Raw genomic sequence first — 22,298 nt, forward strand, 5'->3', positions numbered from 1 at the left:
TGAGGGGGAATCTCCGCGAGTCTAACTCGAAGTTATTTTGCGGATGCAGCCCCTCACCCTGACCCTCTCCCCGCGAAGGGCGGGGAGAGGGAGAACAGAGAGACCTACCCCGACGTCAGCAGATCCACCTTGGCATTCGCCACGATCAGCCGATCGGCGAGGATCTGCGCGAGGTTGCGCATGATCCGCTCGCCGGCGCGCGGGTGCTGCTCGCGGAAGCGTTCGAAATCCTTGATCGTGACCTCATAGGCGGTCGCCGACATGTCAGCGAGCACATCCGCCGAGCGCGTCGGCTCCAAGAGCGCCATCTCGCCGAACGCCATGCCGGCAGTCAGCGTCGCAAGCCGGATGCCGTCGGGCAGAGTGACGTGGACCACGCCGCTGCGCAGGAAGAACAGCGAGGCCGCCTCACTGCCCGCGGCGATGACCTTCTCGTTCTGCTGGTAGGTTCGGACCGTACAAAGCGCGGTGAGATCGGCAATCTCGGCTTCGCTCAATCCGGCGAGCAGCGGCTGCTCGGAAAGCTCCGTGGTCTCGAGGAAGTCGATCGAGCCGCCGTAGCGGTAGACGATCTGGTCCTCGGCCCACTCGATCGCGGTGTCGAGCAGGTAGAAATCCCTGATATTGCCGAGCCGCCTGGTCCACTCGCTGATCGTGGCCCATTCGCGCGAGGTCCGCTTGATGCCGGACAGGATCACGGTGACGCCGAGCTCGGCGAGTTCCTGGAACGCTTCGGCCACCAGCCTTGCGCCGGCGCGGGTCGTCGCCGTGACACGGCGCAGATCGAAGATCACGAATTCCGGCCGCGGGCTGCCGGCGAGGCGGCGCGAGACATAGTCGACATTGGAAAGCGACAGCGTACCGACCAGCTCGATCACGCGCACCTCCTGGAAGTGCTTTGCCAGGGTCTCCTGCTCTTGCGGCCGGCGCACCCGCCGCGACGGGTTCTTGCCGATATTGTAGTCGGCAATGATGCTGTGGCGGGCGTCGTCGCTGCGGTTCAGTATATGCAGGTCGTAATGCGCCGACAGCGTCTCGCACACCTTGATGCCGCGCACGCTGTTGCCGTGCTTGTCGAGTTTTGGCGAATAGCTGCCGAGCCCGAGCCGCGCCGGCAGTGCCGCGAGAATGCCGCCGCCGACGCCGCTCTTGGCGGGAATGCCGACGCGGTAGATCCATTCGCCGGCATAGTCGTACATGCCCGACGAGGTCATCACCGATAGCGTGCGCGCGATGGCGTAGGGCGTCACCACCTGCTCCTCGGTCAGCGGGTTGATGCCGCGATTGGCGAGCGTAGCCGCCATCACGGCGGTGTCGCGCGCGGTGACCAGGATGGAGCATTGCCGGAAATAGACATCGAGCACCGCAGGCACGTTCTCGGTGATCACGCTGTTGGTGCGCAGGAGATAACCGATCGCCCGGTTGCGGTCGCCGGTGGCGCTCTCAGAGGCGTAGACCGCCTCGTCGACATCGAGCTCACGCCCGGCGAAGCGGCCGAGCGCCTGGCGGATATAGTCGAACGCGCCGTCGCCCTTGTCGGCGTGGAGCAGGCCGGAGCAGGCGATCGCGCCGGCATTGACCATCGCATTGAACGGATGGTTCTCGGCATTGAGCCGGATCGAGTTGAAGGGGTCGCCGGATGGCTCGACGCCGATCACGCTTTCCACTCGTTCGGCGCCCAGCGTGTCCAGCGCCAGCGCGAACACGAACGGCTTCGACATCGACTGGATGGTGAACGGCACCCTGGTGTCGCCGACCTCGTAGACGTGGCCGTCGAGCGTCGCCAGGCTGATGCCAAAATGGGCAGGGTCGGCCTTGCCGAGCTCGGGGATGTAGTCGGCCACCGCGCCGGCGGTCTCCGGCAGGAAGTCTGCGTAACAGGTGTGCAGAAACCGCAGCAGCGGCGGCTTCGAGCTGGACCAGGCCGTGGTGGTGGCGGTGACGGGAGGAGGCGATCGTTTCATCGCCTCCTGTTGTGCATCGCAATCAGGGCGCGCGCAACTGGTTCGGAACCAGCGCCTGACGGCGGACCAGCAGCAACGCGATCAACAGCGTCGGGGCGAGGATCGCGACCCCCAGCAGCGACACCTGCAGCTGCGACAGCGGGTTGATGCCGCCGCCGGGCGTCGCGAGCACGAAGCCGCCGATCACCAGCAGCACCCGGAGCGGCCATTCCAGGGCACCGGCGCCGCGGAGGTCGCCGACGAAGGCCTGATAGCCCTGGATGCCGCCGCAGATGAACAGCGTGCCGCACGCCGCGAGCGCCATCAGGCCGAGGCCGGCGAGATAGGGGCTCGGTCCCTGCATCACCAGCGCCGGGTTCAGCACGAAGAAGAACGGGATGAAATAGATGATGCTGCCGACCCACATCGATTCCCATCCGGTCTTCATCGCGGGCGAGCCGGCGATGCCGGCCGCAGCGAAGGAGGCGATCGCCACCGGCGGGGTGATCGACGACAGCATGCCCCAATAGAAGATGAACATGTGCACCGCCATCCGGTTCAGCCCGAGCTTCTCCAGCGCGGGCGCGACCAGGATGGCGAGAAAGATGTAGCAGGCGGTGGTGGTCAGCCCGAGGCCGAGGATCAGGCTGGTGAAGGCGCACATCACGAGCAGCAGGAACGCGTTGTCGCCCGCAAGCGTCAACAGATCGTTGGCGAGGCTCGAGACCACGCCGGTCATCGAGAACGCCCCGATCAGCAGACCGCAACCGGCGAGGATGCCGACCAGCTCGACGAAGGTGCGGCCATTGACCTCGAGGAATTTTCCGATCGTCCCGAGCGTCCAGCGGCTCTCCTTGGAGAAGATCTGGTTGAGCACCAGCAGCAGCGCGGTGGCGTAGAACGGCGCGTGGCTTTCGCGCTTGAAATACAGCAGCATCACGATCAGGAGCGCAATGACGAAGACGTAATACCAGCCGTTCTTGATCGTATCCATCACGCGCGGCAGCTCGGCGCGCGGAATGCCCTTCAGCCCGTGGCGTGCGGCGTAGGAGTCGACCTGCATGAACAGGCCGACATAGTAGAGCGCCGCAGGAATGATCGCGGCCACCGCGACCTCCGCGTAGCTGATATTGAGGAACTGCGCGATCACGAACGCGGTGGCGCCCATCACCGGCGGCGCCAGCACGGCGCCGGTGGAGGCGCAGGCCTCGATCGCGCCGGCATAGGAGGCGCGGAAGCCGCTCTTCTTCATGACCGGGATCGTCATCGTGCCGGCGGTCAGCACGTTGGAGACGATCGAGCCCGACATCATGCCGAGCAGGCCGGACGCGAAGATGCAGACCTTGGCGGCGCCGCCGCGGAACGTGCCGCACAGCGCGAAGGCGAGGTTAATGAAGAATTTTCCGGCGCCGGTCATCATCAGCGCGGTGCCGAACACCAGGAAGCCGATCACGGTATCGGCGAAGGCCTGGATCGGAATGCCGAGCAGGCTCTCGCCGGACAACACGTGATAGGCGGTGGTCTGGTCGAGCGTGAGCTGCGAGCCGCGGAACGGCCCGAGCCAGCTGGCCTCGGCGAACAGCGGATAGACGGTGAAGGGCAGCACGCTGAGCAGGAGGCTCCAGCCGCCGGTCCGGCGCAGCGCCTCCATCAGCATCACCCACATCACGAGGCCGGCGATGATGACGTTCCTCGGGGCGCCGTCGGACTCCCAGCCATATTGCGCCGCCTTGCGCACGTTCAGCATCAGCCAGATCGAGGCGGCGAAGGTCGCGACGGCGAGCGCGAGATCATACCAGGGAATGCGGTTCAGCGGCGCGCGCTCCGATCCGGGGAAGATCAGGAACGTGAAGGGCAGCATCAGCGCGATCAAGAGATAGAAATATTCGGTGTTGAGCTGGGTGTAGTCGATGAAGAAGCGCAGCGAGAATTGCTGGTTGATGCAGAGCAGGATGGTTGCGGCGGTTGCGACCACCAGTGCCCAGCGCCACACCCCGCGCAGGGTGCGCACGCGCGTGACCTCGGCCTCCTGCAGATTGTCGAGACCGGCATGCGGATCTTCAAACTCGATTCTTTTCGCAGGCGCAGCCGCGGCGTTCTCGGGCATTACGCATCCCCCAATGTTGTCCGTTTTGCCCGTAGCCTAGAGCATGATCCGGAAAAGTGCGAAGCGGTTTTCCGGAAGCACCATGCTCGAACGGGCGCAAGCGCGATGACGACTAACCCGATCTCATCGCGCGTTGGCGGGTCTCACTCAAAGCCATTGGGCATATTGGCTTTCGCAAGCGCGGCAGCGCGCGCCTTCATCCAGCCATCGAGGAAGGCCTTGTCGTCCGACGGCGGGCTCGACTTGCCGTAATCCGTCCAGGCGGCGGCCAGCACCTCCTGGCGCTTGTAAAGCGTGTTGTTGTGCGCCTCCTGCTCGTCGCTCCAGTGGCCGGTTTCCTTGAGCGCCTTCACCGCGCCGGGATGCACGGGGACGACCCAGTTCTTGGTCTGCCGGTCGGCACCGAGCCCGGCGGCGCCGGGCGCCGAATCCTTGTAGGCGTCGTAGTTGACGATCATCGCCTTGGTGATCGCATAGATCTGGTCGACCGGCTGCGCGGCATAGGCGACGAAGATCGGGTAAGGGTAATTGCCGAGCTGGATCGGCTTGTCCGGCGAGATGCCGGCGCCGCAGGTTGCGGTTTGCGGGAAGAAGAACGAGCCGACCTTTTTCACCCGTGCCCAGCCTTCCTTGTCGTCGGCGGGTAGCGGTGGCCACATCAGGCCGCGCGGCGAGGTCTCGGCTTCCTTGGCCGGGCCGGTGATCGTGGTGCCGAACGCGGCATCGGTGTCGTTGTTGATCAGGCCTTTCCACATCGCGCCGTAGCTTGCGAACTCGACGATCTTGACGTCCTTCTGGGTGAGGCCGCCGAACGCGAGCATCGCGAGCGAGTTCTGGTTCAGCGCCGGCGAGCCGACCACGAAGCCGACGCGCTTGCCGCGAAGGTCCTTCATTTCCTTGACGCCGGCATCGGCTGCCACGCCGAGCGCGCCGCAATTGCAGTCCACCGACGACAGCATGAGCTGCAGCGGCTGCGGGCCCCACTCCTTGGCGCCGAACTCGAACACGCCTTCCTGCGCGAAATAGGTCCCCGATCCCATCGCCGAGGAGACCGCGCGCTTGGCGCGCAGCGGCGCGAGCCGCGCGACGTCGTTGCCGGCCGGCAGCACGCGGACGTCGGTGCCGTATTTGTCCTTCATCATCTTGCCGACGCCGACCGCGATGTTGAAGCCGGCGGTGCCGGTATCGTAGGCGGTCACCGCCATGGTCGGCGGCAGCTTGACGTCCTCGGCCGAGGCGGGCAGGGCAGCGAAGATCGAAATGCCGGCAAGAGCGGCAGGCGCGAGCGCCATCAGCCGATGGATCATAATTCCTCCCTTTGTTTCGCTGTGCGAAACTTTTCCGGGCGGAATGATTGCATCGTGATCCGGCGATGGCAACGCTACCTCCGGCGCAAGCCGGCGATTTCGGCCGCTGCATCACCGGACAGATTGTCGCGGCCGGACTGGAAGGACGGGATCTCAGGTCTCGACGATCGCGACCGCCTGGCCTTCGGCGATGACATCGTCGATCTTGACCAGAATCGACTTGATTTTGCCTGCTGCCGTCGACGTGACCGGTATTTCCATCTTCATCGCTTCGACGAACGCAATCTCGTCGCCATTGCCGATGCTGCTGCCGGTCTCGACAGGAAGCGCGCAAACGCGTCCGGCAACTTCGGTCACAACCTTGATCTCTGGCATTCCACTCTCCGATACCGTCTTGCGGAAATTTCATCCGGCGAACGGCTTTTTGTTGTGGCGGCAGATTGCCTGAGGTAGCTTCTTCTGCAAGTGGAATTTTATTCCGCAGGACGGAATGGAGCCAAACAGATGGGAAGGCGCTCGGAACGGCTTAGCAGGCAGGGAATGCTCGCCAGCGAGACAGGCGATGGCGATGTCATCCAGGTGGTGTCGCGCGCCTTCGATGTGTTGCGGTGCTTCGAGGGACACGAGGCCCGGCTCGGCAATCTCGAGATCTCGAACCGCTGCGGTCTGCCGCGTTCGACGGTGTCGCGGCTGACGCACACGCTGACGCGGATGGGACAGCTGGTCTATCTGCCGCGCGACCAGAAATATCGCATCGGCCCGAGCGCGGTCGCGATGAGCACCACGATGATGAAGGGGCTGCAGCTGCGCAATCTGATCCGGCTGCGCCTGCAGGATGTCGCCGATCAGTTGCCCGGCACGGTGGGCTTCGTCATCCCCGACCGCTTTCACCTGGTCTATCTGGAGTTCGCCCGCGCGGCGAACGCGCTCGGCCTGCATGAGGCCACCGGCAGCCGGATTTCGATGGCGACCACCGCGGCCGGCCACGCCTACACGGCCGCGCTCGATCCCGCGGTCGGCGACGCGCTGATCGCGGAGATGGAGGGCGAGCTGCCCGACAGCGCCAAGATGCTGACGCCGCGCATCGAGGCCAACCGCCGGCATTTGCAGGAGCACGGCTACGTCGTCGCCTGCGGCCTGTGGAGCCCGCATATCAACGGCGTCGCGGTGCCGCTGTGGTCGCCGCAGTATCAGACCTATGTGGTCACCACGATCGGCCTGCTCTCGGCGATGTATGACGAGGCGCGGCTGCATCGCGAGGTCGCGCCGCAAATGGTCGAGCTCGCCGCCGCGCTCGGCAGCCTGCTCGAAGGCGCCGACGGCGACATCTTCAGCAATCGGATCGAGCGCAAGACGCTTCCGGTGACCGCCCATAACAACAACAAAATCATCAAGACGGGAGCAGTGAATGAACTGGAAGCCGGAACTCGACGACCTCGCCCGCCGCGAAGCGTTCGCGCGGGAGATGGGAGGCGTTGACAAGGTCAAGCGGCAACGCGACCAGGGCCGGCTCACGGTTCGTGAGCGCATCGACAAGCTCGTCGACCAGAGCAGCTTCCATGAGGTCGGTGCCATCTCCGGCATCGCCGAATATGACGAGAGCAACGAACTCAAGCACCTGACGCCGGCGAACTGCGTGTTCGGCCGCGCCAGGGTCGACGGCCGCACCGTCGTTGTGGTCGGCGACGACTTCACCGTGCGCGGCGGCTCGGCGGATGCATCGATTTCCGCCAAGCCGTTGATGGCGGAGGAGATGGCGCACGACTTCCGCCTGCCGATCGTTCGCGTGATCGAGGGCTCCGGCGGCGGCGGCTCGGGTGAAGACGATCGAGACCAGGGGCGCCGCCAATCTGCCCGGCGGCGTCGGCGGCACGCGCTGGTACTGGTACACGACCGCCAATTTGGCGCGCGTGCCGGTGGTCGGTCTCGGGCTCGGCTCGGTCGCGGGCCTCGGTGCCGCACGGCTTGCCGCCACGCATTACTCGGTGATGACCAAGAGCTCCGCGATGTTCGTCGCCGGCCCGCCGGTGGTGAAGCGCCTGGGGCAGGATCTGACCAAGCAGGAGCTCGGCGGCGCCGACATCCAGACCCGCGCCGGCGCGATCGATCAGGCCGTCGAGACCGAAGAGGAGGCGTTCGACTACGCGCGGCGCTTCCTGTCCTATCTGCCGTCGTCGGTCTACGATCTGCCGCCGACCATTCCCTGCACCGACGATCCGGAGCGTGCCGAGCAATCGCTGCTCAAGGCCGTGCCGCGCAACCGCCGGCAGGTCTACAAGATGCGGCCGATCATCGATGCCGTCGTCGACAAGGGCTCGTTCTTCGAGGTCGGCACCAATTTCGGCCGCCCGATCATCACCGGATTGGCGCGGATCGAGGGCAGGGCGGTGCTGCTGCTCGCCAGCGATCCGTTCCACTATGGCGGCTCGTGGACCGCTGACGCCTGCCAGAAGGTGGTGCGCTGGGTCGACTTCGCCGAGACCTTCCATCTGCCGGTGGTCTATCTGATGGACTGCCCGGGCTTCATGATCGGGCTCGAGGCGGAGAAGACGGCGACCATCCGCCACGGCGTGCGGGCGATGGCGGCGGTCAACCAGAGCACGGTGCCGTGGTGCACCATCATCATCCGCAACGCCTTCGGCGTCGCCGGCGTGGTGCATCAGCCGGCCAACCGCTTCTCGATGCGCTATGCGTGGCCGTCGGCCTATTGGGGCTCGCTGCCGCTCGAAGGCGGTATCGAGGCGGCCTATCGCGCCGAGATCGATGCGGCCGCCGATCCCGCCGCCAAGCTGCGCGAGATCGAGGATCGCCTCAACAAGCTGCGCTCGCCGTTCCGCTCGGCCGAGAAGTTCTGGGTCGAGGAGGTGATCGATCCGCGCAAGACGCGCTCGCTGCTCTGCGAGTTCGCGCGCCTCGCCGAACCGATCCGCAAGGCTGGTCCGCCGAGCAACATGTCGACGCGGCCGTAAGCGGCGCCTCAATCGTCATTGCGAGCGCAGCGAAGCAATCCATATAACCATGTGCTGAGGTATGGATTGCTTCGTCGCTGCGCTCCTCGCAACGACGACACGTATTTACTCCGCTTCGCGATGCACGTCGTGGATCACGATGCCCATGCCGTTCTCGGGCATCTTGATCCATTCGCGCCGCTTCAGCGAGCGCTTGGTGTCCTCGTGCCCGCTCACCCAGTGCTCGCGCATCGAGGTGCCGGAGAATTCGTGATCCTTGGCGTCGCCCTCATAGGCCTTCTGCTGATAGATCAGCTGCAATAGCGTGATGCCCGGCAACCGGGCGTTTGCCTTCTTGAGCTGGCGCTCCTCGTCCGACAGCTGATCGTCGGGGATTTTTCCCAGCGCATTGTGCAGGGCGGTGCGCAGATTGTAGGTCTTGCGATAGACGTCGGTGTTGTAGCGGGTGCGCGACGAATACATGATGTCCTTGTGCCGGGCCATCACGTCCTGGATGTCCCGCGGCAGCGCGCCGCGCGCCGAGAACAGGTCGACCTGGAACACCAGCGAATTCATGTTGTCTTCCTGGTCGAGCAGATGCTGCAGCGGCGTGTTGGACACGATGCCGCCGTCCCAGAAATGATCGGTGCCGACCTTCACCATCGGCAGCGCCGGCGGCAGCGCGCCGCTCGCCATGATGTGCTCGGGAATGATCTCGTCATGGGCATTGTCGAAATAGATGAAGTTGCCGGAGAGCACGTTCACTGCGCCGACCGCGAAGCGTATCTTCTTGGAATTGATGCGGTCGAAATCAACCAGCTCGAGCAAGGACTCGCGCAGCGGCGTGGTGTCGTAGTAGCTGGTGGCGGTGCGCGCGCCGGCCGGGCTGAACCACGGATTGGCCTGGTGCGGGGTGAAGAAGCCGGGTTGTCCGAGCGTGGTCGTCAGCCATGAGCTGGTGAAATTGCGCGCCTTGCGGAAGACGTCGCCGTCCGGAGTGTAGTGCCAGATCTTGCGGCTGGTGATGCGATCCCAGAATGTGTGCAGCCGCTCCAGCCGCTTTTCGGGCGGATTGCCGGCGATGATCGCCGAGTTGATCGCGCCGATCGAGACGCCGCAGACCCAGTCCGGCTCGATGTTGGATTCATGCAGCGCCTGATAGACGCCGGCCTGATAGGCGCCGAGCGCGCCGCCGCCCTGCAGGACCAGGGCCACACGATCGCAGCCTTCTGGACGCCAGCCCGGCGTCGCGTGTTCGATGTCGTCGAAATGCGGGGTTCGCGCGTCCATATCAGACACTCCAGAAATTCGCGGCGAGAATTCAGCGCGCCGATGACGCCGTGATGACAATTGCGGCGGCCGCGCAAGGCGCATCCGGCATGGCTGCCTGCATGGTTAGCATTGGCCCCAGTAGCGCGACGCGGGTCACGACGCGTAACCGCGGTCATGCGCCTGACGGAAATTCCTCACATCGCTGTCAATCTCGGCCGTTAGCTTCCGCGCAAACTTTTCAAACAGGGGTTATTGCGATGCGCAGGGAAGATCTGCTCAAGCTTCCGTCGATGCCGGCCGCCGGCCCGAGCTATCCCGCCGGTCCGTATCGCTTCATCGATCGCGAATTCCTCGTCATCACCTATGAGACCGATCCGGAGTTGATCCGCGCCGGCCTGCCCGAGCCGCTGGAGTCGATCGAGCAGGCGATCGTGCATTACGAATGGATCAAGATGCCCGACAGCTTCGGCTTCGGCAGCTACATCGAGTCCGGCCTCGTGATCCCCGCGCGCCTGCATGGCGAAGAGGTCAACTTCGTCTGCCAGATGTATCTCGACGATGATCCGCCGATCGCGGCCGGCCGCGAGATCTGGGGCTTTCCGAAGAAGTACGCTCATCCCAAGCTCGAGATCGTCAAGGACACGCTGACCGGCACGCTGGAATATGCCGGCCAGCTCGTTGCGATGGGCACGATGGGCTACAAGCACGAGAGCATGGCGGGCAATGGCGACGTCACCCGCGCGACGCTGTCGAAGACGCAAGTTAATCTGAAGATGATCCCCGGCGTCGACGGCCATCTCGAGGTCTGCCAGCTGGTCGCGATCAACTTGACCGACATCGTCGTCAAGGGCTCCTGGATCGGACCCGGCCGGCTTCACCTGGTGCCGCATGTCAATGCACCGGTCGCCGATTTCCCGGTCAAGCGTGTCGTCGGCGCGCACCACTTCCTCGCCGATCTGACGCTGCCGTTCGGCCGCGTCGTGCATGACTACAACAAGGAGGCTGCGGAGGCGGCGCCGACCGGCCTGGCCGCGGAGTAGGGCGGTCGCTGACATAAAACTGTAACAGGCGCGTCCTCCTATGTTGCGTCGAAGGGACGCGCTTGCTCAGCGTTGCGCGTGGGCGAGGTCTTGAACATGTCATTTCGCGCGGTTGCGTTATCGATTGCCTTGGGGGCGGGCCATGCTGGCTGATCCACCTCCCGCTCCGGTCGGGTCGCTGCTGACCCGCGAGGCGGTCCCCGGTCTGGTCTGGGCGTTCCGCCTGCATCACGACGGCCGTGCCGAGGCGCTTCCGATCGATGCGCCGATCGAACCGAGCCATGACGGAAGGCTGTGGCTGCACTTCAACCTGACCGACGTTCGCACCCGGGCATGGCTCGCCAACATGCACATCCCGCAGCTGGCGCGGGACCTGCTGCTGTCGAATGACAATTTCCAGCAGATCCACGTCGTCGACAATTGCGTCTACGGCGTGTTTTCCGATCTGGTGCGGGATATCGACGCCGCGACCCGGGAGACCGGCTTTCTCCGCTTTGCGATGACCGAACGCCTCCTGGTCAGCGGCCGCCATCAGGCGCTGTGCTCCGCCGATGCGACACGCCGCGTGCTCGAGGGCGGCCATCGCGTCGGCAGCGTCGCGGCGCTGCTGGAGAAGATCGTCGACGAGATCGCCGACACCATGGACCGCATGGCCGACAAAATCGGCACCGATATCGATGCGATCGAGGAGCGGGTGCTCGCCGAGGATACCGGATCGGAGCTGCGCAAGAATCTGAGCCGGATGCGCCGCACCTGCGTGCGCCTGCATCGCCAGCTCGCCGGCCTGCGCGTGCTGTTTCACCGGCTCGAGCAGAAGAACACCGACAATCTCAGTCCGGCGCTGCGGCTGCAGGCCGGCAAGCTCGCGCAGCGGCTCGACGGCCTCGACCACGACATCGTGGAACTGCACGAGCGCAGCCGCCTGCTCGAGGAGGAGCTGCGCTTCAAGCTCGAGGAGGAGAGCAACAAGCACCTCCACGCGTTGTCCGTCGTCACCATGATGCTGCTGCCGCCGACGCTCGTCACCGGCATCTTCGGCATGAACACCAAGGGATTGCCGTTGACCGACGTCGACAGCGGGTTCCTGGTCGCGGCCGGCCTTCTGATCGGGTCGGCGCTGCTGGCTTATCTGCTGATGCGGCGGCTCGGCATCGTCAAATAGCGCGAGCGCACCGCGGTATTCCCGATGTGCAGAGTTCTTTCCCGCGCGATGTTGGTGGCCGCGGCCCTCGCGCTCGGCGCGCCGGCGCATGCGGAGGACAAGCCGGCCGCCGACCGGATTGCGGATACGCGGGCTGCGCTCGAGGAGGCCGGCTACCAGTTCAGCCTGACCTATATCGGGGAGGGTTTTGCTAACGTCTCCGGCGGCGTCAGCAATGGCGCGGCCTTTACCGGCCGTCTCGATCTCGGCACCACCATCGACCTCGAGAAGGCGATCGGCTGGACCGGCGCGACCTTCCACGCCAACATGTACCAGATCCACGGCGACGGGCTGTCGCGGAGCTATGTCGGCAACCTGTTCCTGGTGTCCGGCGTCGAGTCGTTGCCGGCGACGAGGCTCTATGAATTCTGGATCGAGCAGAAGCTGCTCGGCGGCAAACTCTCGGTGCGCGTCGGCCAGCAGGGCTCGGACGTCGAGTTCATCGACAGCCAGTACGACGACATCTTCATCAATTCGGCGCTGGGCTGGCCCGGCATTGTCGGCACCATTCTGCCGGCCGGCGGACCGTCGCCGCCACTCGCCGTGCCCGGCATCCGGATCAAGGCCAATCTGTCCGACCGCATCACCGCCTATCTGGCGCTGTTCGACGGTTCGGCTTCGCCGCCGCAGGGGACGGACGATCCGCAGATCTTGAACGCCCACGGGCTGAATTTCCGGGCCAACGATCCGCCGTGGTGGATCGGCCAGCTCAAATACAAGTTCGAGATCGGCGAGAGCCGGCTGCCGGCGACCATCACCGGCGGCGCCTGGTATCACATGGGCTCGTTCGCCGACCAGCGCTTCTCGGCCGACGGGCTGTCGCTCGCCGATCCCGACAGCTCCGGCGACACGCGCTGGCTGCGGCGGGACAACGGCATCTTCATGGTCTACGAGCAGTTGCTTGCGCGCGCCAGGCCGGACGCTGACAAGGGCGTCGCGTTCTTCATGCGCGCCTCGGTCAGCCCATCGGACCGCAACCTGATCAGCACCTATGTCGACGGCGGCTTCCTGTTCACCGGCTTCAGCGAGACATATCCGGACGATCGGTTCGGCATCGCCGCGATCTATGCCAGGATTTCGGACGCCGCGCGTGCGCTCGACCGCGACACCCAGATCTTCACGGGCACGCCGTATCCGATCCGCGACTACGAGGCGATTCTCGAGATCACCTACCAGCACGTGGTGAACCAGAATTTCACCATGCAGCCGATGTTTCAATACATTGCCCATCCCGGCGGCGGCGCCGTCGATCCCAACGATCCGACGCAAACGCATCGGATCAAGGACAGCGTGGTGTTCGGGATGCGCACTATCCTGTCGTACTGACCCGGCGCACGTCGCGCGGGAAGCGGCCTCAGGCCGCGACCGGCTTCGGCTCGGCCACGGACTTCGGCTGCGGCCGCGCGATCGCCAGCGCGATCAGCGCGGCAAAGATGCACAGCGCCCCGGCAATGAAGAACGCCGGCAGGTAGCTCTGATAGATCGTGCGCGACAGTCCGGCACCGAAAGCGGCGGCGCCTGCGCCGAGCTGGTGGCCGGCGAAGATCCATCCGAACACCAGATTGGCGCGCTCGGCGCCGAAGCGCTGCGCGGTGAGGCGCACCGTCGGCGGCACCGTCGCGATCCAGTCGAGGCCATAGAACATCGCGAACAGCGACAGTCCGTAGAACGTGAAGTCGGAGAACGGCAGGAACAGCAGCGACAGCCCGCGCAGGCCGTAATACCAGAACAACAGATAGCGGTTGTCGTAGCGGTCCGACAGCCAGCCCGAGACGATGGTGCCGAAGAAATCGAAGATCCCCATCGCGGCGAGCAGGCTCGCCGCCTGCACCTGCGGGATGCCGTAATCGAGGCACATCGGGATCAAATGAACCTGGACCAGGCCGTTGGTCGAGGCGCCGCAGACGAAGAAGGTCGCGAACAGGATCCAGAACACCGACGACTTCGCGGAGGCCCGCAGCGTGCCCAGCGCGGCGGCCACGATCGGCGCATTGGCCGGCGGCGGCGCGGCAAGCGGCGCCGTGCCCTCGTCGCCGAACGGACGCAGGCCGACGTCGCTCGGCCGGTCGCGCATCACCATCAGCACGGCAAAGGCGGCGACGCCGAGCATGACGCAGACCAGCCCAAGCGCGACACGCCAGCCGTAGCGCTCGGTCAGTGTCGCGAGCAGCGGCAGGAAGGCGAGCTGTCCCGTCGCGACGCTTGCGGTGAGGATGCCGACCACGAGGCCGCGCCGCGCCACGAACCAGCGCGCCGCGATGGTCGCGCCGAGCACCAGCGCGGTCATCCCGGTGCCGATTCCGATCACGACGCCCCACAGCAGGATGAGCTGCCAGACCTGGGTCATGGCGAGCGAGGCCAATAGTCCGCAGACCACGATCAACTGCGCCGCCAGCGTCACGTTGCGCAGGCCGTAGCGGTTCATCAGCGCGGCGGCGAACGGCGCCATCAGCCCGAACAGGATGAAGCGGATCGACAGCGCCGAGGAAATCTCGGCGGTGGACCAGCCGAACTCCTTCTGCAGGGGCACGATGAACACGCCGGGCGCGCCGACGGTGCCGGCGGAGATCAGGGCGGCAAGGAAAGTCACGGCCACCATCACCCAGCCGTAGTGGATGTTGCGGCGGGCGAGGGCGGAAGCAAGCCAGTTCGAGATCATTGTGTTCCGGATCGATTGCGGTGAAAGCTTTGCGTGATGCGCAATATGGCACGAGGGAGCTATGGCTAAAATGCCATAGTTCCCTCGTTTTCGGACTCGTGTTGGAGAACGATAGGATTGAGCCGCGGTCGCAACCGCGAACACGCCGCGCTCCCTCTCCCGCTTGCGGGGGAGGGCTGGGGTGGGGGCTCTCTCCGCGAGTCACATCGTGGGGAGAGCCCCCACCCGCCGCGCGCTACGCGCGCCGCGGCCTCCCCCGCACGCGGGAGAGGCGGAGTGAGCCTGCGGCCAGGGTGATCCACAAGAAGCATTAAGATTACCGAGCGACCCGCTCGACCGCGATCGCGGTTGCTTCACCGCCGCCGATGCATAGCGCGGCAACGCCGCGCTTCAGGTTCTGCGCCTCCAGCGCGTGCAGCAGCGTCACGATCAGCCGCGCGCCGGTGGCGCCGATCGGATGGCCGAGCGCGCAGGCGCCGCCGTTGATGTTCAGCCTGTCCCTGGGAATGCCGAGGTCGCGCTGCGCCGCCATCGCGACCACCGCAAACGCCTCGTTGATCTCGAACAGGTCGACATCGCCGACGCTCCAGCCGACCTTGTCGAGCAGTTTTCTGATCGCCGGGATCGGCGCTGTCGTGAACCACTGCGGCTCCTGGCTGTGGGTGGCGTGGCCCTTGATCTCGGCGAGAACGGGCAGTCCATCGCGATCGGCGAGCGAGCGCCGGCTGAGGATCAGTGCTGCGGCGCCGTCGGCATTGGCCGATGAGGCGGCCGGCGTGATGGTGCCGCCCGCTCGGAACGCCGGCTTCAGGCCGGGGATTTTTGCCGGATCGACCTTCAGCGGGTGCTCGTCATTGGCGACGATGCGCGGGCCGGCCTTCTCGGCGAGCGTGATCGGGGCGATCTCGGCCTTGAAGGCGCCGCCCTCGACCGCCTTGCGGGCGCGGCTCAACGTCTCCATCGCGAACGCGTCCTGGTCGGCGCGGGTGAACTGATAGGCCTCCGCGGTCGCCTCGCCGAAATCGCCCATCGAGCGACCGGTCTCGTAGGCGTCCTCGAGCCCGTCCAGCATCATGTGATCGATGATGCGGTCGTGGCCGGCGCGATAGCCGCCGCGCGCCTTCTGCAACAGATACGGCGCATTGCTCATGCTCTCCATGCCGCCGGACAGCACGATCTCGGCCGAGCCGGCCTTGATGATGTCGTGGGCCAGCATGGTCGCCTTCATGCCGGAACCGCAGACCTTGTTGACGGTGGTGGCGCCGGTGGCATCCGGCAGTCCGGCGCCGCGCGCGGCCTGGCGGGCAGGGGCCTGGCCTTGGCCGGCGGGCAGCACGTTGCCCATGAACACCTCGTCGATGCGCTCGGGCGCAAGTTTTGCGCGTTCGAGCGCAGCCCCGATCACATGCGAGCCGAGCTTGTGCGCCGGCAGCGGCGCGAGCTCGCCCATGAAGCGGCCGAGCGGGGTGCGGGCGGCGGAGAGGATGACGACGGGATCGGTGCTGGTTGCCATGGCAGGAGTCCCTTCAATGCCGGGAATTTGATTGAATTATTGTCATCATATAATGCAATGCAAAAAATGCAACTGCGGCTCTCATGACAAAATGTCGTGTTCGCATGAGTTGGGGATGGGATCGTTCCGCCATCACCAATGTCGTCCTGGCGAAAGCCAGGACCAATAACCACCGACTTGTGTTGTTGGAGGGTAGCGGCCCCAGCATAGCGAGGCAATTCGCATTCGGGGTAATGGGTCCTGGCCTTCGCCAGGACGACGAGGATGGTCCTCGATTCATGATGATGCCGGGGAGAATGAGAGCGCACGGTTGCTTCCCAGGCGTCGTCTCTGCGAAAGCCAGGACCCATACTCCGCAGCGGATATTGTGAATGGGACTCGTCGTTCGGGCGTCGCTCAACGATGACGGCCTGTGGTTATGGGTCCCTGCTCCCGTGCGCAATTGCGCACTAGGCAGGGACGACACCGAATAGGTGTCCGCATCTCGACCCACGTTCGTGACGATCGCGATTCGCCCCTCGATCGGGTGAGACGGACAAACCATACACTGGCTTGGTCTTCGCTTGCGTCGTCGGGCAAATCAGTGATTGAGAATTTCGCAGGGCGGCGGCATCCGAGCTTGTCTGCGAGCTGATCTAATCAAACCGCCAGGCGCCGAGCAGAAATCGTCGCTTCGGCGCGGAGCCCGCTTGTTTCTGCACGTCCGGCAGGTCGACGGCATAACGCCGCATCAGCAGCCGGATTGCGATCGCGATGATTACAAAGGGCATCAGGTAGATCGCGAAAACTTCGAAGGCGTTCATGTCGTCCTCCGCAGGCATGCTAGCACGACCACCTCGCGGGCAGCTAAAACTGTACCGGCGCCGCTGAGTTGGCGTTAACCGAATTCCCGAGCGCCGATCAATTCAAGGTTGCGGAATACGGGTCTGTTTACCGATCCGGCGCTAGGGCTGGCGGATTGTGCAATGGAAAGTCCCACCGCAATGTCCGTGATCGCCGTCGAGCAGCCGTCCGCCCGCATTCCGCTCTCCGTCAAGATCGGCTTCAGCGCCTTCATGGCTGTCCTGGTGCCGGTGTACACCTACTGCTACGGGCCGACCAACTTTCTGTATTTCTGCGATGTCTGCCTGATCCTCACCTTGGTCGGGGTCTGGACCGAGAGCGCGCTGTTGATTTCGATGTGTGCCGTCGGACTCCTTGTGCCGCAAACATTTTGGGTGATCGACTTTCTCGCCCATGTCGCCGGCTACTCGCTCACCGGAATGACCGACTACATGTTCGACCAGAACCTGTCGCTGTTCCTGCGGTTCCTGTCGGGCTTCCACGGCTGGCTGCCGTTCCTGCTGCTGTTCCTGGTCTGGCGGCTCGGCTATGACCAGCGCGCGCTGATCGCCTGGGGCGTGCTGGCATGGGCGCTGCTGCTGATCTGCTACTTTGTGATGCCGGGACCGCGGCCGGACCCGGGCATGACCCCGGTCAACATCAACTACGTCTTCGGCACCAGCGACAGGGCGGCGCAAGGCTTCGTGCCGCCGCTGGTGTGGCTGGCCGGCCTGATGATCGGCCTGCCACTGCTCGCCTTCATACCCACCCATTTCATGCTGCGGCGCGCCGCGCCGCCGATGTAGGGCCTGCGCTTCGCGAGGCTACGCCATCACGTCGCTGCGGATACCATCGTGCATGGCCGCATGCGGCGGCCTCGATTGACACCAATCGACTCGGCGCTACGCTGACGGAACAGAGCGTTTTCCCAAGCGACTCGAGACGAATTCAAAGCGCCGCAAGCACGACCAAGAAGCAAGACCCAGAAGAACAAGGAAAAGGGCAGGACACGCCGTGACACGCGTCATCGCGTCTTGAGCGGGACCACGCGGACCTCCGCGCTCGCGCCATTTCGCATCCGCAGCTATCGCTTTCAATGGCCGTCCGATCTGCTCACCTCCTGGGCGTTCGAGGTCGAGACGCTGGTGCTCGGCTGGTACATCATGGTCGAGACCGGCTCGGTGCTGCTGCTGACCGTGCTGGCGTCGCTGCAATATGTCGGCACCCTGGTCGCGCCGGTCGTCGGCATGATCGGCGACCGCATGGGGCACCGCGATCTGCTCGCCGTGATGCGCTTTGCCTATACGGTGCTCGCCGGCACCATCATGACGCTGGCGCTGACCGGGCATCTCGCCCCGCTGAACGTCATGATCATCGTCGCGATCATGGGTGTGATCCGCCCGTCGGATCTCGGCGTGCGCGGCGCGCTGCTCGCCGACATCATGCCGCCGGAGCAGTTGGTCGGCGCCATCAGCCTGGCGCGCACCACGCAGGACTCGGCGCGTATCGCAGGAGCCCTGACCGGGGCCGGATTGTTCGCGGCGCTCGGCATCGGCTATGTCTATGTCGGGATCGCCGGCTTCTATTTCGTCGCCGCCATCCTGATGCTCTGCATGAGCCGCCCCAAGTCGCATGGCACGACCGATCTCGCGGCGGGCGACGCGCCGGGTTCAAAGCTGCTGCGCGACCTCAAGGAGGGCATCGTCTATGCGTGGAGCGGCCCGGGCATGCGCGCCGCCCTCTGCGTCGCGTTCCTCGCCAACCTCACGGCGTTCCCGCTCACCAACGGTCTGTTGCCCTATGTCGCGCGCGACATCTTCCATACCGACCAGACCGGGCTCGGCTATCTCTCGGCCAGCTTTGCGGTGGGCTCGCTGATCGGCTCGATCACGCTCAGCATGGCCGGCGGGGTACGCATCGCGCGGCTTCTGATCGGCGCGACGCTCGCCTGGTACGCCATGCTCCTGGTGTTCGTCGAGCTCCGGACCATGCCGGTCGCGATGGCTTGCCTGCTGCTCGCCGGCATCGCGCAAAGCATGTCGATGATCTCGGCCGCCGTGATGCTGATGCGCAATGCCAGCGCGCATCTGCGCGGCCGCGTCATGGGCGTGCGCATGATGGTGATCTACGGCCTGCCGCTCGGGCTGCTCGCCGCCGGCAGCCTGATCGACCTGATCGGCTACACCGCGACCGGCACGCTGCTCGCCGCCGCCGGCTTCATCGCCATGCTGGCGATTGCGCTGCACTGGCGCGCCGACCTCTGGCCGACCCACGCCCCGGCCAACGCCCGGTGAGGGGCGCGGCGCGATGCCGCGCCGCGGTCGCCGATGCGCCAAAAGGACGCGACAGCGCGGGCAAGCTGTCGTAGATCATTTTCTACGCTCCCATTTCCAGTGCCAAGTTCCAGTGCCAGGCCTTTTTCGTTTGATATTGTAATGCTCCGTCTTTTGACCCGCCTTGGACTGCGCTTCGACGACATCGTCGAGGAGCGCCGATTTGTAGACCAGTACGTGCGGGGCAATATCGGCTGGACGCAGGTCGCGATGCTGCTCGGCGCCTTCACCTATGCCGGATATGCGTTCTGGGATTGGGTGCTCTATCCCGACGTCGTGGCGACCACGCTAGCGATCCGCGGCGGGGTCGCCGTGCTGGTCCTGCTGCCGCTCACCGCCTTGCTCTCGGTGCCGGCGATGAAGCCGTGGGCCGAGACGATCTTCCTCGTCTATTGCGTCGTTCCAGGCTGCGTGTTGCCGAGCGTCTACCTCGTGCTGCCCTCCGGATTCACCTATGCGGCACCCGGCGTGATGATGGTAATCCTGTTCGTCTCGACCATGCTGCCGCTGCGGATCGGGCCGCTGGCCGTGTTCTGTCTCACGACGTGGATTGCGCTGTGCATCGCTGAATCGCTCGGGCCGGCGTTGCCGCCGGGGCTGCGCTTCATCAATCATTCCCTGGTCCTCAACGCCTTTGCGCTGTCGCTTTACGCCGTCGCCGCCCGCGAGTTCCGCGCGCGCCGGCAGTTTCGGACGGCGCAGGCGCTGAAGCAGGAGAAGGAGCGCTCGGAAGCCTCGTTGCGCGATCTGCACGCGACGCAATCGCAGCTCGTGCAGGCCGAGAAGCTGGCCTCGCTCGGGCAGCTCGTCGCCGGTGTCGCACACGAGGTCAGCACGCCGCTTGGCCTGGCGCTGACCACGTCGACGACGATGGAGGCGGACCTTCGCGCGATGGGCGAGGCGCTGAACGGCGCAGCCGTCCGGCGCTCCGACCTGACAAGGGGCATTGCACGGATCGAGAACGGCCTTCGACTGACCTCGGAAAACCTGCATCGGGCATCCGAGATGGTGCACAGCTTCAAGCAGGTCGCCATCCACCAAGCCGACGAGGAGCGCCATACATTTGAGCTCGGCGGATGGCTCTCCGAGCTGATCGCAAAGCTCGGGCCGCTGCTGTCCCGTCAGGGATTGATCGTCGAACTCGACTGCCCGCAAGGCATCGTTCTGAACAGCTATCCCGGCGCGCTGGCGCAGGTGATCAGCAACCTGGCGTTCAACGCGGCGGCGCACGCTTATCCCGACGGCCGCGGCGGACGCTTCACCATGACGGTGACGCAGCCGGATCAGGCGCTCGCCCGGATCGCCTGCGCCGACCAAGGCGTCGGCATCCGCGAGGATCTGCAGGCCCGCGTGTTCGATCCGTTCTTCACCACCGGGCGGGAGCGGGGCAATATCGGCCTCGGCCTGCACATCGCCTTCAATACCGTGGTGTCGTCGCTCAGCGGCCGGATCGCGCTGGAGAGCGAACCGGGCCGCGGCACGCTGGTGCTGATCGAGATCCCCGTCTCGAGCTGAGCGGGCGGGCCGACCTCGGGCCGGTGCAGGTGCCTGCGAACGCGCGGCGAAGGTCACCCGCAGCAGCGTAGCCCGGATGAGCGAAGCAATATCCGGGGCATCCGGCCCCGCGTGTGTCGGCGCTCATGCGGGCTACAGGTGCTACAAGCTTCAGCAACTCATGGGGAGTGGACGATGTGTTCCGACTTGGCAGCGCTGCTACCAAGAGACAAATTCGATACGGAGAGGGCCGAGGCCATCGTCGCCTCGGGTTTCCCAGCTGTCGAGCCGATCGTTCCGGCCCTGCTTGAATGGATGCAGGACATGAACTGGCCGGTCGCTCGAGTGCTGCAGCCATTTTTGGCGGGGATCGGTACGCCGCTCTATCCGCACCTTCGACGCATTCTGCAAACAGATGACGACGTTTGGAAGAATTGGACGCTGCGCTTCATCGTTGCGCAATCAGCAGAGCTGCAAGCAAAGCTTAGGACGGACCTTGAACGCCTTGCCACCAGCCCGACGGCAGGTGAACAGGCAGAAGAACTTGATATCGTCGCCAAGGACCTCTTGAGTTGACAGGCGCTGCTAAGCTAGTCGCATTCAGTTACCCGTAGCCCGGATGAGCGAAGCGAGATCCGGGGCATCCGGCCCCCGCATGTCGCTTCGCTCATGCGGGCTACAGATGACATGTCGCGGCGCTCATACGGGCCACAGGTGCTGAACCGCTACCGCTTCCGGTCCAAAAACCCCTGCAGCAGGCGCTGCGGCTCGCCGGTCTGGAACGACTTTCCGAACACGCCGACGCTGAGGTTCACCGACTCGGTCAACGGCAGCTCTTCCCATTGCCGCAACAGGTCCTTCTGGATCCGCAGCGCCTCGGGGCCGCACTCCAGCAGTGCATTGACGGTGTGCTCGACGGCGTCGTCGAGGCCGCCGGGTTTTGCCACGGTGTCGACCAGGCCCCAGGCGAGCGCAGTTTTGGCGTCGATGTTCTCCGCGGTCATCATCAGCCAGCGGGCGCGGCCCCAGCCGATCAAGCGCGGCAGCAGTGCGGCGTGGATCACCGAGGGGATGCCGACGCGCACCTCGGGCATGCCGAACATCGCGTCATGCGCGGCGACGCGGACGTCGCAGGCGGCCGCGACCTCGAGGCCGCCGCCGAGGCACCAGCCGGGCAGGCGGGCGATCACCGGCGCCGGGAATCTGCGCACGGCCTCGCAGAGGTCGCGCAGCCGGCTGATGAATGCTTCGGCGGATGTCTGGTCGAGCGTCGCCATTTCCTTGATGTCGGCGCCGCCGATCATGCTGCGCTCGCTTTCGCCGGCCAGGATCACCGCGCGGATGCTCGGATCGGCGGCCAGATGCTCAAAACCCTCGCGCACGCCGTTGGTGACCGCGGAACTCACGATGTTCAGCTTGCCGGCGTTGCAGATGGTGAGGCGGACGACGCCTCTGTCGTCGCGGGCGATGCCGCAGTGGGGATTGAGCATGTCCATGGAAAAGCCCCGGCGCAGGAATGGATCGACAAGTCATTTCGGGATGGTGCGCAAGCACCAGACCCGGAATCTCGAGATTCCGGGTCTGGTGCTTGCGTCGCCCCGGAATGACTTGCGCCATGTCCCGGACAAAGCATGGCTCTGTCAAGGGACCCGGTGCGGC

17 protein-coding genes and 1 pseudogene are annotated in these 22,298 nt (G+C 65.2%); 9 read left to right on the forward strand and 9 right to left on the reverse strand.

Going from position 1 to position 22,298, the window contains the following annotated elements; translation table 11 throughout:
- Positions 1-104: 104 nt before the first annotated feature.
- The 4 genes from glsA to ACVW1B_RS10085 form a co-directional block, all read right to left on the reverse strand.
- Positions 105-1,964, reverse strand: a complete 1,860-nt coding sequence (gene glsA / locus ACVW1B_RS10070; protein ID WP_253609124.1) for a glutaminase A — start codon at positions 1,962-1,964, stop codon at positions 105-107.
- Between the two features lie 22 nt (positions 1,965-1,986).
- On the reverse strand, positions 1,987-4,050 hold the full coding sequence (locus ACVW1B_RS10075; protein ID WP_253609123.1) for a TRAP transporter permease: 2,064 nt from the start codon (positions 4,048-4,050) through the stop codon (positions 1,987-1,989).
- 143 nt (positions 4,051-4,193) lie between these two features.
- Positions 4,194-5,357: a TAXI family TRAP transporter solute-binding subunit gene (locus tag ACVW1B_RS10080; RefSeq protein WP_310880450.1), complete on the reverse strand. Its 1,164-nt coding sequence runs from the start codon at positions 5,355-5,357 to the stop codon at positions 4,194-4,196.
- A 153-nt stretch (positions 5,358-5,510) separates the two neighbouring features.
- On the reverse strand, positions 5,511-5,732 hold the full coding sequence (locus ACVW1B_RS10085) for an acetyl-CoA carboxylase biotin carboxyl carrier protein subunit (RefSeq protein WP_016847177.1): 222 nt from the start codon (positions 5,730-5,732) through the stop codon (positions 5,511-5,513).
- Between the two features lie 129 nt (positions 5,733-5,861).
- On the opposite strand from ACVW1B_RS10085, the gene ACVW1B_RS10090 reads away from it, so the two are divergent.
- Positions 5,862-6,836, forward strand: a complete 975-nt coding sequence (locus tag ACVW1B_RS10090) for an IclR family transcriptional regulator (protein WP_310880451.1) — start codon at positions 5,862-5,864, stop codon at positions 6,834-6,836.
- A pseudogene (locus tag ACVW1B_RS10095) lies at positions 6,766-8,326 on the forward strand (acyl-CoA carboxylase subunit beta). The gene ACVW1B_RS10090 and the pseudogene ACVW1B_RS10095 overlap by 71 nt, the downstream one beginning before the upstream one ends.
- Positions 8,327-8,431: 105 nt before the next feature.
- Here ACVW1B_RS10095 and ACVW1B_RS10100 read toward each other — a convergent pair.
- Positions 8,432-9,595: a patatin-like phospholipase family protein gene (locus tag ACVW1B_RS10100; protein ID WP_456821575.1), complete on the reverse strand. Its 1,164-nt coding sequence runs from the start codon at positions 9,593-9,595 to the stop codon at positions 8,432-8,434.
- A 239-nt stretch (positions 9,596-9,834) separates the two neighbouring features.
- On the opposite strand from ACVW1B_RS10100, the gene ACVW1B_RS10105 reads away from it, so the two are divergent.
- The 3 genes from ACVW1B_RS10105 (at position 9,835) to ACVW1B_RS10115 (ending at position 13,144) form a co-directional block, all read left to right on the forward strand.
- On the forward strand, positions 9,835-10,617 hold the full coding sequence (locus tag ACVW1B_RS10105) for an acetoacetate decarboxylase (protein WP_456780859.1): 783 nt from the start codon (positions 9,835-9,837) through the stop codon (positions 10,615-10,617).
- A 142-nt stretch (positions 10,618-10,759) separates the two neighbouring features.
- On the forward strand, positions 10,760-11,779 hold the full coding sequence (locus ACVW1B_RS10110) for a transporter (RefSeq protein ID WP_057019751.1): 1,020 nt from the start codon (positions 10,760-10,762) through the stop codon (positions 11,777-11,779).
- A 48-nt stretch (positions 11,780-11,827) separates the two neighbouring features.
- Positions 11,828-13,144 carry a carbohydrate porin gene (locus ACVW1B_RS10115; RefSeq protein ID WP_456780858.1) on the forward strand — a complete coding sequence of 439 codons (1,317 nt, stop codon included), beginning with the start codon at positions 11,828-11,830 and terminating at the stop codon, positions 13,142-13,144.
- A 28-nt stretch (positions 13,145-13,172) separates the two neighbouring features.
- Here the strand turns inward: ACVW1B_RS10115 and ACVW1B_RS10120 are convergent, their stop codons facing one another.
- From ACVW1B_RS10120 to ACVW1B_RS10130, 3 genes are all read right to left on the reverse strand, one after another.
- Positions 13,173-14,477 (reverse strand): MFS transporter, encoded by a 1,305-nt coding sequence (locus ACVW1B_RS10120; protein WP_456780857.1) that lies wholly within the window; start codon positions 14,475-14,477, stop codon positions 13,173-13,175.
- 316 nt (positions 14,478-14,793) lie between these two features.
- Positions 14,794-15,990, reverse strand: a complete 1,197-nt coding sequence (locus ACVW1B_RS10125) for an acetyl-CoA C-acyltransferase (RefSeq protein WP_456780856.1) — start codon at positions 15,988-15,990, stop codon at positions 14,794-14,796.
- A 635-nt stretch (positions 15,991-16,625) separates the two neighbouring features.
- The gene (locus tag ACVW1B_RS10130) at positions 16,626-16,793 is read right to left on the reverse strand and encodes a hypothetical protein (RefSeq protein WP_253609117.1); all 168 of its coding nucleotides are present in this window, start codon (positions 16,791-16,793) and stop codon (positions 16,626-16,628) included.
- Between the two features lie 162 nt (positions 16,794-16,955).
- Here ACVW1B_RS10130 and ACVW1B_RS10135 point away from each other — a divergent pair, with 162 nt between their 5' ends.
- The 4 genes from ACVW1B_RS10135 (at position 16,956) to ACVW1B_RS10150 (ending at position 21,215) form a co-directional block, all read left to right on the forward strand.
- Positions 16,956-17,618, forward strand: a complete 663-nt coding sequence (locus ACVW1B_RS10135; protein WP_456780855.1) for a hypothetical protein — start codon at positions 16,956-16,958, stop codon at positions 17,616-17,618.
- A 228-nt stretch (positions 17,619-17,846) separates the two neighbouring features.
- On the forward strand, positions 17,847-19,106 hold the full coding sequence (locus ACVW1B_RS10140) for an MFS transporter (RefSeq protein WP_431017260.1): 1,260 nt from the start codon (positions 17,847-17,849) through the stop codon (positions 19,104-19,106).
- A 141-nt stretch (positions 19,107-19,247) separates the two neighbouring features.
- Positions 19,248-20,660, forward strand: coding sequence for a sensor histidine kinase (locus ACVW1B_RS10145; protein WP_253609114.1), 1,413 nt, complete (start codon positions 19,248-19,250; stop codon positions 20,658-20,660).
- 174 nt (positions 20,661-20,834) lie between these two features.
- Positions 20,835-21,215: a DUF5071 domain-containing protein gene (locus ACVW1B_RS10150; protein WP_456780854.1), complete on the forward strand. Its 381-nt coding sequence runs from the start codon at positions 20,835-20,837 to the stop codon at positions 21,213-21,215.
- A gap of 149 nt (positions 21,216-21,364) precedes the next feature.
- Here the strand turns inward: ACVW1B_RS10150 and ACVW1B_RS10155 are convergent, their stop codons facing one another.
- Positions 21,365-22,135, reverse strand: a complete 771-nt coding sequence (locus tag ACVW1B_RS10155; protein ID WP_253609112.1) for an enoyl-CoA hydratase — start codon at positions 22,133-22,135, stop codon at positions 21,365-21,367.
- Positions 22,136-22,298: the final 163 nt, after the last annotated feature.

This window comes from Bradyrhizobium sp. USDA 4502 (assembly GCF_054063355.1).